Raw genomic sequence first — 10360 nt, forward strand, 5'->3', positions numbered from 1 at the left:
ATGGCGCTTACAAAAGCTGAAATGTCAGAATATCTGTTTGATAAGCTTGGGCTTAGCAAGCGGGATGCCAAAGAACTGGTTGAGCTGTTTTTCGAAGAGATCCGTCGCGCTCTTGAAAATGGCGAGCAGGTCAAGCTGTCCGGTTTTGGTAACTTCGATTTGCGTGATAAAAATCAACGCCCCGGACGTAACCCGAAAACGGGCGAGGATATTCCCATTACAGCCCGGCGCGTGGTGACCTTCAGACCCGGACAGAAGTTAAAGAGCCGCGTCGAAAACGCTTCGCCCAAAGCAGAGTAATTTCTGATTAACTAAAAAGGCCGCTTAGCGGCCTTTTTTCTGTCTGTCTATCGCGCTTTGGCGGCCGTGATCATGATCTCGACCAGGATTTCCGGCCGCGCCATTGCGGCCTGCACGGTGGCGCGCGCCGGGCTCGTGCCCTCCGCAAGCCACTCCACCCACACATCGTTGAATCGTGCAAAATCCCGCTGCAGATCCTTCAGCCAGATCTGGGCCGACAGGATGTGCCGGTTATCGCTGCCGGCGGCCGCGAGCAGCGCATCAATTTTTTCCAGCACCTCCCGGGTCTGCAGTTCGATATCATCCGCACCGCTGACGGGCGTCTGTCCGGATAAAAAGAGCAGATTGCCGTACTCGACGCTGGCCGAGAGCCGGGGCTGGGGATTATTACGTTTTATCGTCATGCGGTCTGTTTCCATGTTAGTCCATCCAGTGAGATTGCGGGCGTGGTCCGGTCAATCAGCGCGCCGAGCACGGCCGCGCTGCCTGCGGCTAACGTAAAGCCCAGGCTGCCCTGGCCGATATTCATCCACAGATTAGGGCAGGTTGCCCGACCGAGCAGCGGCGGGCCTGCGGGGGTGGACGGGCGCATGCCGGTCCAGCAGATGGCGCTGTCTACGCCTTCCAGTTCAGGAAAACTCTGCTGCACGATCTGCTTTAGCGCCTGCAGCCGCGCCGGGCGCAGGTCGTCTCCGTCGTAGCCAATGTCAACCATGGCCGCGATGCGCAGCCGATCGGCCAGGCGCGCGTAGACCACCTTATGGGCGTAGTCGGTGACGCTGACGTCGGGGGCAATACCCGGCGTCGCAGGGTAGGGCAGCGTCAGGCTGTAGCCCTTTAGCGCGCAGAGCGAAACCCGTACGCCGGCCTGCGCCAGCAGCGCGCTACTGCCGTTGCCCGCGGCTACGACAAACTCATCGCCCGCTATTTCGCCCTGCCGGCAGCTGACGGCCGCGATGCGCCCGCCGCGCGTGCGAAAACCGGTGACTTCACAGCCCGGCGTGAAGGTAAAGTCCGCGCTGGCGCTGAGCCTGGCAAACAGCGCATCGCAGAATTTCTCGCAGTCGGCGGTTTCGTCCCCCGGCGAGTAGATCCCGCCCCGGAGGTCCGGGTGGATATGCTTGAGAGCGGGTTCCAGTTCGAGGCAGGCGTCGGCATCGAGGCTCTGCTGATAGCGGGGATCGATGCCCCGCGCCGCTTTGACAAAATCGGCCTCGCGGCGATGAACAATCAGCTTGCCCGAGCGGCGCCAGGCAAAATCAGCCAGACCATCCTGCTCGCGCCAGTTTTCCATAATCTGCTTGCTGAGCAGAGAAAGGCGGAGAATATGGCTGCCGTTGAGCTTATTGGTTCGGCTGTTGCAGGCGCGCAAAAAAAGCCATAGCCAGCGCCACTGCGCCACCGACATTTGCAGATGCATATTGAGCGGTGAGTCGGCCTTGCCCATCCACTTGAGACCCTGAAGCGGAACCCCTTTGTCGGCCAGCGGCGCAACATAGCGATAGCTGAGCTGTCCGCCGTTAGCATAGCTGGTGGCTTGTCCGGGGGCGGTATTACGCTCCAGGAGCTGGACCCGGTGGCCGCGTTTAATCATGGTCCAGGCCGTCGCCAGCCCAATGACGCCGCCGCCGACGATAACAATATGCTTTTTCATTTTTTGAAAGGTCCACTGCTGATAGTTGCAATGGAACTATGTCAAAGCATTTACCCGCAGGGCGCAATTGACTTTTTATTTTCGGGGTATAACTCAGAGTTAATGGCAGCGATCTGCTGACGCAGCGTCTGGCAGAGAAAATCAACGAACTTTTGTGCCACCGGGCTGAGGGAGATATCGCCGCGGCGCAGCAGGCAGAGCGTGACTTTAACCGCGGGCGTCAGCGGATGGATCATTTGCGGCGGCAGGTTACTACGGGCAGAAAAAATATCGGTAATGCTGCATCCCATGCCGCGCTTAACGAATTCCGTCGCCATGTAGTAGGTCTGGACATTAAGCCGGGTCATTGAAAAATGCCGGTATTGGGCAATGGCGCTGGAGAGCGAATGGTTGCCGGGGGAGATCCAGCGGCGCTGATCGATCTCTTCAATATTCACGCTGCCCTGGCGATAGTCGCGGTCAATATACACCAGCGGAACGTCGGCAATAGGGTGAGAGAGGATGTCGCCCTGTTCACAGGGCTGCAGCGTGAGAGCAAGATCGATCTCAAGCAGAGCGAGTTTTTTGATCAGCATCTCAGTGTGTTCCGTACTCAGCGTCATCACCAGGTTGGCATTCTGCTGATAAAAATCGGTAACGATCCCGGGCACCAGGCTCAGGCCGAGGCTGGGCAGGCAGCCAAGGGCTACCCGGACTATCTGCTGTATGCCGGGCTGCCCATGAGCGCCGTCACGCTGCTGACGGGCTGGTTTATGGCGGGACGTATTCAGAAAATGACCGCGGGCAAAATGCAGTATCACGCGGCGGCTTGCGCTCAGCCGCGCGAGGACGAGAATCCCGGAGAATCGCGCCGGCGCAGGCTCAGCGCGCTGGCCTTTGCCGCGACAATTATCGTGATGGCAATCGTCGGCGTGATCATCAAAGCCGGATTCAGCTTTGCCATTATCGTCATGCTGCTGGTGGCGCTTATCACCGGCCTGGTAGGCGGCCTGCGCCCGACGCAAATCCTGCAGGCGCTGTATAAGGGATGCGGGCGGCTGGTGTGGATGTTTATCCTCTACTGGCTCTACAATCCGATCCTCGAGCTGATGGACGGCCTGCATGCCTACCAGGGGCTGCTGGACTACACCCGGCCTTTGCTGGAGGGTATTTCACCCGCATGGCTGTGCTTTAGCATTTTTGCTTTCAATATTATTGGTCACGTGCCCGGCGCTGCCGTCGCCCAGATGACCTTCACCCATAAGATATTCGGTCCGATGCTGATGGCCGCCGGCGTACCGCCGCAGGGGCTGACGGCGGTACTGCTGGCATCCTCCCAGGTAGACTGGTTTGGCCCTTTTCCCTCTTCGGATATGTTCGGACAGATGGGGCTGGCGCAGTCTACGCAGCTTAAATATATGCTCTACAGCGGCTGGGCGATCGTTATCGCGAATATCGTTCTTTTCGCCGTGCTGTTTCATCTGCTGATGTCACTCTGAGAAGAAATAATAAGCGGATCGCGGGCAGAACATTGGCTTACCGCGATTCGCGCGGCAGTTTTGCTTTTAACCCCGGACCTCTCGCCGTAAAATCAGGGTTTTCCCGGCGCGAAGGTAATCGCATTTGAACTTTGCTAAACGTCAGCATCGTCACGACCGACGGTGGCTCAGTATTTTAACGCTGCTGCTGGCGGCCGCGGTTATCCTCAGCCTCTGCGCCGGCGAGCAGTGGATCTTCCCCTCCGCCTGGAAAACGCCCCTCGCTGACCTGTTCGTCTGGCAAATCCGCCTGCCGCGCACGCTGGCGGTGGTGCTGGTGGGGGCATCGCTGGCGATAAGCGGCGCCGTTATGCAGGCGCTGTTTGAAAATCCGCTGGCGGAGCCGGGGCTGCTCGGCGTTTCGAACGGCGCAGGGCTGGGCCTGGTGGCGTCGGTGCTGCTGGGGCATAGCCTGCTTCCGGGCTGGGCGCTGAGCCTGTGTGCCATCGTCGGGGCACTGGTCATCACCTTTATTCTGCTGCGCTTCACCCGCCGCCATCTCTCAACCAGTCGCCTGCTGCTCGCGGGCGTCGCGCTGGGCATTATCTGCAGCGCGGCGATGACCTGGGCGGTCTATTTCTCAACCTCGGTGGATTTACGCCAGCTGATGTACTGGATGATGGGCGGCTTTGGCGGCGTTGACTGGCAGCAGGGGTGGCTGATGCTGGCGCTGTTGCCGGCCATTATCTGGATCTGCCTGCAGTCCGGACCGCTTAATCTGCTGGCGCTGGGGGAGGTTTCTGCACGTCAACTGGGGCTGCCGCTGTGGCTGTGGCGGCGGGTGCTGGTGCTGATTATTGGCTGGCTGGTCGGCGTGAGCGTGGCCCTCGCCGGGGCCATCGGATTTATCGGGCTGGTCGTGCCGCATATGCTGCGCCTGAGCGGCCTGACCGACCACCGGGCTTTGCTGCCCGCCTGTGCGCTGGCGGGCGGGGGCGTGCTGCTGCTGGCGGATATCCTTGCGCGGATGGTGCTCTCTGCGGCGGAACTGCCCGTCGGCGTGGTGACCGCAACGCTGGGGGCCCCGGTATTTATCTGGCTACTGCTGAAGCAGGGAAAGTAAAACGACCGGTGAGATCATTTTTTTTTGCGGAAAGCGAAAGGCTGACGGCGCTTTTCAAGTATAAAAGAGACCAGGTAATAAATGGAGACCACCAGCAGCACAATAGCGACGCATAGCATGATTATGTTCATCATAAGTAAATCCTCGAAACCAAAATTATAGTGCTGTTCAATCCATTCATGACTGCAGAGTGATTATCGTTTGCATTATAATCATCAGACCGTACAAATTTTTATACGCTCCGTGCTGTCGCTTGCCCGCAGTAATCTCTGGCGGGAAGCTGATGCTCCATGCATGATATATAGCATACGGTTATGAACACTGCGTGGCTCTGAGAAAGCGCCTATTCTGATGCTGCCGCCGCGCAAATGCCGGATTACCCTGACCACACAAGAGGAAGCTATGCCAAACTCGATCCTGAACACCCGCGTCACCACCATTGACGGCAAGGAAACCAGCCTGGAAGCGTTTAAGGGCGATGTGCTGCTGATTGTTAATGTGGCCTCTCAGTGCGGCCTTACTCCTCAGTATGAGCAGCTGGAGAATATTCAGCAAGCCTGGGAGGCGCAGGGCTTTCGCGTGCTCGGCTTTCCCTGCAACCAGTTCCTCGGCCAGGAGCCGGGCAGCGATGAGGAGATTAAAACCTTCTGCAGCACTACCTACGGCGTGACTTTTCCTATGTTCAGCAAGATTGAGGTCAACGGCGAACAGCGCCATCCGCTCTATCGCAAGCTGATTGCCGCGGCGCCGGTGGCGGTTGCCCCCGAAGGTAGCGGCTTTTACGAGCGAATGGCCAGCAAAGGCCGGGCGCCGAAAGCGCCGGGCGATATTTTGTGGAATTTTGAGAAGTTCCTCATCGGCCGCGACGGCGAAGTGGTCCAGCGCTTTTCCCCCGACATGACGCCGGAAGATCCTATCGTAATGGAGGCCATTAAACTGGCGCTGGCGAAATAAGATGCCGCTGATGCAGCTGCAGGGCGTTGCACAGGCGCGGCGCCTGCGGCCCATTGACGCAGCCGTCGATCCGGGGGAAACGCTCCATTTAGTCGGCCCTAACGGCGCGGGCAAAAGTACGCTGCTCAACCGGCTGGCGGGGATGAGCCGCGGGGAAGGGCGTATCCTGTTCAACGGCAGGCCGCTCGATGAGTGGCCCGCGGCGGCGCTTGCCCGCCGCCGTGCGTGGCTGTGCCAGCAGCAGATGCCGCCTTTTGCAATGCCCGTCTGGCACTATCTGGCGCTGCACCAGCCCGCCGCCGTTCCGGACGCCTTAATGCAGGAGGTCTGCGGCGCGCTGGCGCTGAGTGATAAGCTCGGGCGGCCGACCGACCAGCTCTCCGGCGGCGAATGGCAGCGGGTGCGGCTGGCGGCGGTGGTGCTGCAGATCCATCCGCAAATTAATCCCGAGGGTCAGCTTCTGCTGCTCGATGAGCCGATGAACAGTCTGGATGTCGCCCAGCAGAGCGCGCTTGATGGCCTGCTGGCCGGATTGAGCGCGGCAGGGATCGCCATCGTGACCAGCAGCCACGATCTGAATCACAGCCTGCGGTATGCAGAACAGGTCTGGCTGATGCGCGACGGCAGACTACTTGCTGGCGGCAAAACCCGCGACGTCCTCACGGCGGATAATCTGACGGCGGCGTACCGGATGCCGTTTCAGTTTTTGCAGGCCGGCGATCGCCGGTTTATCGTCGCCGCCGGGAGCCCGGGAGAGAGCTTGCAACCGCCCGCGCACTCGGGCTAAATTGTCGGGAAATTAAAAATTCAGAGGATTCGCCAGGATATGCGTTTCTTACTTATTTTAGTGACGGCGCTGGTTTTAGCAGGGTGCAGCAGCCACCGGGCGCCGCCGCCAAACCCGCGTCTGTCGGACTCGATAACCGTCATTGCCAACCTTAACGACCAACTGGCGAACTGGCGCGGGACGCCCTATCGCTACGGCGGTACCAGCCGGCGCGGCCTCGACTGCTCGGCGTTTGTAATGATGACCTTCCGCGATAAATTTGACCTTCAGCTGCCGCGCGAAACGCGCCAGCAGGCAAAAATAGGTACGGAGATCGACAAAGAGCAGCTGCTCCCCGGTGACCTGGTGTTCTTTAAAACCGGCTCCGGCGACAGCGGGCTGCACGTAGGGATCTACGATACCGACGACCAGTTTATTCACGCCTCCACCAGCCGCGGCGTGACCCGCTCCTCGCTCAATAACGTCTACTGGCGAAAAAACTTCTGGCAGGCGCGCCGCATCTGACGGCTCGCCGTTAAGCCGAAACCTTCGACACCCGCCCTTATCCATACAGACTGCAAGGATTGTGCGGGGCTGTGCCTATGGATTACACTAATTACGTAGCGCGCCACCGCATTTTCGTGCCCGGGCCAACAGTATGAGAGCCTCTTTTTGAAAGATATTTGTGTTATTCCGCATAAGGCGGCGCGCTGGCGGTCTTTCCAGACCGTGAACCGGGAGCATCTGCCATGATTGTGTCTCTGGACAACGCGCGTCGTGGGCGGCTGCTTCTGCAGCCGGTCAGAGACAGCAGGATGGCGCTCATCGGGCTGGAAATTATTCACCTTGCCCCGGATGCCCGCTCCGTCAACGATGTTAGCCTTTTTACCGACAAGCTGGCGCTGCTTGCGCAAAGCGAACTTTTTTTTATCCGACGCGAACTGACTGCCTGGATCGCCATTACTCCGGCAATCGCCGCCGCGCTTAATACCGACGCGGCGCTGCTGGCCAGCGCCAGGCGGTTCCCCTTTCTGGCGCTGTTGGTCAGCGAAGACTTTTCTGACCCGGCGCTGCTTGAGGGGCTCAGGCAGCACTTCCCGCTGGTGCTGGCCAACTTTGGCGCCGGCGACGCTGCCCCCGGTTTCGCCTTTTCAGGCCTGTTCAGCGCCGTCTTTTTTGATGCGGCCTTTATTCACCGCCAGATCTCCCGCGCCTCATTTACACCCTTTATGCGCGCGCTGATGGCGCAGATGGCCCCGGCGTTTTGCGCCGTGATGGCGGCGGGCGTGGACGATCGGTTTACCCTTGAACGGCTGATGCCCTGGGGGCTGTACGCCATGAAAGGCACCCTCTGGCCTGCGGTAGAGGTCGGGCACCTGACGCAGCTGGTTCAGGAATAACCCTTCGCTTCGCCGGTATTTATCCCGGCCGCCGCAGACTACACTGTTGGCAGGAGGAACCATGACCCTGTCTTTTACCCACCATTGGCGCGATGAGCTGCCGGATTTTTATACTGAACTGTCGCCAACGCCGCTGGATAATGCCCGGCTGGTGTGGCACAACGCGCCGCTGGCGCAGGCGCTGGATCTTCCGGCCGGGCTTTTCGCCGTTGAGAAGGGGGCGGGCGTCTGGGGCGGCGAGTCGCTGCTGCCCGGTATGCGCCCGCTGGCGCAGGTTTACAGCGGCCACCAGTTCGGCGTCTGGGCCGGGCAGCTCGGCGACGGCCGCGGCATCTTGCTCGGCGAACAGCAGCTGGCGGACGGCCGACGTTTTGACTGGCACCTCAAAGGCGCGGGGCTGACGCCCTATTCGCGCATGGGCGACGGCCGGGCGGTGCTGCGTTCGACCCTGCGCGAAAGCCTGGCCTCGGAGGCGATGCACGCTCTCGGCATCCCGACCTCCCGCGCGCTGTCGGTTGTCACCAGCGATACGCCGGTTTACCGCGAGCGCGCCGAGCAGGGCGCAATGCTGATGCGCATTGCCGAAAGCCATCTGCGCTTCGGCCACTTCGAGCACTTTTACTATCGCCGGCAGCCGGAGAAGGTGCAGCTGCTGGCGGATTACGCCATTCGCCACCACTGGCCGCATCTGGCAGAGGATAGCGATAAATACCTGATTTGGTTTCGTGACGTTGTCACGCGAACCGCGCGGCTTATCGCCCGCTGGCAGACCGTCGGCTTCGCCCACGGCGTGATGAACACCGACAACATGTCGCTTCTCGGCCTGACGCTCGACTACGGCCCCTTCGGCTTTCTCGACGACTGGCAGCCGGATTTTATCTGCAATCACTCCGACTATCAGGGGCGATACAGCTTTGATAACCAGCCGGCGGTGGCGCTGTGGAACCTGCAGCGCCTGGCCCAGACGCTATCGCCATTTATTCGCGCAGAAGATCTCAACCGCGCGCTCGACGACTACCAGCCTGCGCTGCTCACCGAATACGGGCAGCGCATGCGCCGCAAGCTGGGCCTGTTCAGCGAAGAGAAGGGCGATAACGACCTGCTCAACGGCCTGCTAGAGCTGATGGCGCGCGAAGGCAGCGATTTTACCCGCACTTTCCGCTCGCTGAGCCTGACCGAACAGCACAGCGCGGCCTCGCCGCTGCGGGATGAGTTTATCGACCGCGACGCCTTCGACCGCTGGTTTAGCGATTACCGCAGCAGGCTGCAGCGCGAGGAGGTAAGCGACGACGCGCGCCGTCAGAGTATGCAGGAGAATAACCCGGCGATGGTCCTGCGTAACTGGCTGGCGCAGCGGGCCATCGAGCAGGCGGAGAGCGGCGACTTCGCGGAGTTTGCCCGCCTGCACCAGGCGCTGCGCACGCCGTTCGCCGACCGCGACGATGACTACGTTGCCCGCCCCCCTGAGTGGGGCAAGCGGCTGGAGGTGAGCTGCTCCAGTTAGCGAAAAACGCCATAAACCCTCGCCCGATGCGGGCGGGGATATAAGGCGAAAAGCCCGCAGGGCTTTAAAGATCAATCCGGCGTTGACTGACTCTGAACGTAGGCTCTGAGCGTTTCAATCGTTGCCCCTCCGGTGCTGCATACAAAGTACGATCTCGACCACAAAAGCCCCGTTTTACTCTGCATACGTAAATGCGCGTTCTGCTGGCGTAGCAAACGTGATGATACCAATTTTAAATTATTGACCATCACACTGACCGCCAGTTTTGGCGGGTAGGCAACCAGCAGGTGTACATGGTCTGACTCCCCGTCCATCTCAATAATTTTGCATTCAAGCTTTGCCGCAGCGGAGCCAAATGCGTCACGCAACTGAGCGATCATCTGACCGTCGAATAGTTTGCGTCGATACTTTGTCGTAAAAATAAGGTGCTCAACCAGCTTACTGACACTGTGTCGTTTTCGGAGAAATCCCGCCAGTGAATCATCATGATTACTCAATTGATATATTCACCTAAAGTATTAAAATAAAAAAATTATATCAATGAGCGCTGATTATGTTAAGAGCTACAAAAGTACGCATATATCCGACTCCTGAACAGGCTGAATTTCTCAACGCCCAGTTCGGTGCGGTGCGTTTTGCGTATAACAAAGCTCTGCATATCAAGAAACATTCTTACCAGCGGCACCGCGTAAATTTAAACCCGCGTAAAGACCTCAAACCACTGCTTGCTGTGGCGAAGAAATCCCGCAGGTATGGATGGCTTAAAGAATATGATTCTATTGCGTTGCAGCAGGCGGTGATTAACCTCGATGTGGCTTTTTCTAACTTTTTCAATCCGAAACTGAAAGCAGGTAAACCTGCCTTTAAAAGTAAACACGGCAGACAATCGAGCTATCATTGTGTTGGCATAAAAGTCCTTGATGGTGCGATAAAAATACCGAAAATCTCGCCGATTGAAGCGTGTTTACATCGTGAAATTACGGGAACGCTGAAAAGTATCACGCTGAGCCGCAGCGCAACCGGGAAATACTACGCGTCGTTACTCTGTGACGACGGGATGGAAGCGCCGGCGAAGCCCGCACTGATATCAAATGTGACAGGGCTGGATATGGGGCTGGCGCATTTTGTCATCAAATCGGACGGCAATAAAATTGCCAGTCCCCGCCACCTAATCAATGCAAGTCGCAACCTGCGCCGCAAGC

General features: G+C 58.9%; 11 protein-coding genes and 3 pseudogenes. 9 read left to right on the plus strand and 5 right to left on the minus strand.

Annotated features, from left to right (window positions below; genetic code table 11):
* Positions 1-300, plus strand: coding sequence for an integration host factor subunit alpha (ihfA, locus tag ENGE1_RS23555; RefSeq protein WP_006820203.1), 300 nt, complete (start codon positions 1-3; stop codon positions 298-300).
* Between the two features lie 47 nt (positions 301-347).
* Here ihfA and ENGE1_RS23560 read toward each other — a convergent pair whose 3' ends face one another.
* From ENGE1_RS23560 to ENGE1_RS29305, 3 genes and pseudogenes are all read right to left on the minus strand, one after another.
* Positions 348-704 carry a RidA family protein gene (locus tag ENGE1_RS23560; protein WP_080941333.1) on the minus strand — a complete coding sequence of 119 codons (357 nt, stop codon included), beginning with the start codon at positions 702-704 and terminating at the stop codon, positions 348-350.
* Positions 701-1963, minus strand: a pseudogene (locus tag ENGE1_RS23565) (D-amino acid dehydrogenase); the annotation flags it as partial. The pseudogene ENGE1_RS23565 and the gene ENGE1_RS23560, both read right to left, overlap by 4 nt.
* A 41-nt stretch (positions 1964-2004) precedes the next feature.
* Positions 2005-2646 (minus strand): annotated as a pseudogene (locus ENGE1_RS29305) (LysR substrate-binding domain-containing protein); the annotation flags it as partial.
* Here ENGE1_RS29305 and ENGE1_RS29310 point away from each other — a divergent pair.
* Both ENGE1_RS29310 and btuC read left to right on the plus strand, forming a co-directional pair.
* Positions 2641-3432 (plus strand): annotated as a pseudogene (locus tag ENGE1_RS29310) (gluconate:proton symporter); the annotation flags it as partial. The pseudogenes ENGE1_RS29305 and ENGE1_RS29310 overlap by 6 nt on opposite strands.
* Before the next feature lie 124 nt (positions 3433-3556).
* Positions 3557-4534: a vitamin B12 ABC transporter permease BtuC gene (gene btuC / locus ENGE1_RS23580; RefSeq protein WP_043083568.1), complete on the plus strand. Its 978-nt coding sequence runs from the start codon at positions 3557-3559 to the stop codon at positions 4532-4534.
* A gap of 14 nt (positions 4535-4548) precedes the next feature.
* Here the strand turns inward: btuC and ENGE1_RS28705 are convergent, their stop codons facing one another.
* Positions 4549-4668 carry a small membrane protein gene (locus ENGE1_RS28705; RefSeq protein ID WP_139212160.1) on the minus strand — a complete coding sequence of 40 codons (120 nt, stop codon included), beginning with the start codon at positions 4666-4668 and terminating at the stop codon, positions 4549-4551.
* 268 nt (positions 4669-4936) lie between these two features.
* Here ENGE1_RS28705 and ENGE1_RS23585 point away from each other — a divergent pair, with 268 nt between their 5' ends.
* The 5 genes from ENGE1_RS23585 to selO all read left to right on the plus strand — a co-directional run bounded on the left by ENGE1_RS23585 (position 4937) and on the right by selO (position 9158).
* Positions 4937-5488 carry a glutathione peroxidase gene (locus tag ENGE1_RS23585; protein ID WP_048255026.1) on the plus strand — a complete coding sequence of 184 codons (552 nt, stop codon included), beginning with the start codon at positions 4937-4939 and terminating at the stop codon, positions 5486-5488.
* 1 nt (position 5489) lies between these two features.
* Positions 5490-6275, plus strand: coding sequence for a vitamin B12 ABC transporter ATP-binding protein BtuD (gene btuD / locus ENGE1_RS23590; RefSeq protein WP_048254994.1), 786 nt, complete (start codon positions 5490-5492; stop codon positions 6273-6275).
* 39 nt (positions 6276-6314) lie between these two features.
* On the plus strand, positions 6315-6779 hold the full coding sequence (locus ENGE1_RS23595; protein WP_043083569.1) for an NlpC/P60 family protein: 465 nt from the start codon (positions 6315-6317) through the stop codon (positions 6777-6779).
* Positions 6780-7003: 224 nt separating this feature from the next.
* Positions 7004-7654: a hypothetical protein gene (locus tag ENGE1_RS23600; protein WP_048254993.1), complete on the plus strand. Its 651-nt coding sequence runs from the start codon at positions 7004-7006 to the stop codon at positions 7652-7654.
* Between the two features lie 61 nt (positions 7655-7715).
* On the plus strand, positions 7716-9158 hold the full coding sequence (selO, locus tag ENGE1_RS23605) for a protein adenylyltransferase SelO (RefSeq protein ID WP_048273133.1): 1443 nt from the start codon (positions 7716-7718) through the stop codon (positions 9156-9158).
* A 71-nt stretch (positions 9159-9229) separates the two neighbouring features.
* Here the strand turns inward: selO and tnpA are convergent, their stop codons facing one another.
* Positions 9230-9655, minus strand: a complete 426-nt coding sequence (gene tnpA, locus ENGE1_RS27395) for an IS200/IS605 family transposase (RefSeq protein WP_073971340.1) — start codon at positions 9653-9655, stop codon at positions 9230-9232.
* A 56-nt stretch (positions 9656-9711) separates the two neighbouring features.
* On the opposite strand from tnpA, the gene ENGE1_RS23610 reads away from it, so the two are divergent.
* Positions 9712-10360, plus strand: a 649-nt coding sequence (locus ENGE1_RS23610; RefSeq protein WP_073971341.1) for an RNA-guided endonuclease InsQ/TnpB family protein, incomplete at its 3' end; no start/stop codon positions are given.

Source organism: Pluralibacter gergoviae ATCC 33028 = NBRC 105706 (assembly GCF_001598855.1).
GTDB lineage: Bacteria > Pseudomonadota > Gammaproteobacteria > Enterobacterales > Enterobacteriaceae > Pluralibacter > Pluralibacter gergoviae.

What these genes read in the sequence shown, in the direction of transcription:
- ihfA (WP_006820203.1), top strand. Translation starts at nt 1, where the DNA reads ATGGCGCTTACAAAAGCTGAAATGTCAGAATATCTGTTTGATAAGCTT.
- ENGE1_RS23560 (WP_080941333.1), bottom strand. Translation starts at nt 704, where the DNA reads ATGACGATAAAACGTAATAATCCCCAGCCCCGGCTCTCGGCCAGCGTC.
- ENGE1_RS28705 (WP_139212160.1), bottom strand. Translation starts at nt 4,668, where the DNA reads ATGATGAACATAATCATGCTATGCGTCGCTATTGTGCTGCTGGTGGTC.
- ENGE1_RS23585 (WP_048255026.1), top strand. Translation starts at nt 4,937, where the DNA reads ATGCCAAACTCGATCCTGAACACCCGCGTCACCACCATTGACGGCAAG.
- btuD (WP_048254994.1), top strand. Translation starts at nt 5,490, where the DNA reads ATGCCGCTGATGCAGCTGCAGGGCGTTGCACAGGCGCGGCGCCTGCGG.
- ENGE1_RS23595 (WP_043083569.1), top strand. Translation starts at nt 6,315, where the DNA reads ATGCGTTTCTTACTTATTTTAGTGACGGCGCTGGTTTTAGCAGGGTGC.
- ENGE1_RS23600 (WP_048254993.1), top strand. Translation starts at nt 7,004, where the DNA reads ATGATTGTGTCTCTGGACAACGCGCGTCGTGGGCGGCTGCTTCTGCAG.
- selO (WP_048273133.1), top strand. Translation starts at nt 7,716, where the DNA reads ATGACCCTGTCTTTTACCCACCATTGGCGCGATGAGCTGCCGGATTTT.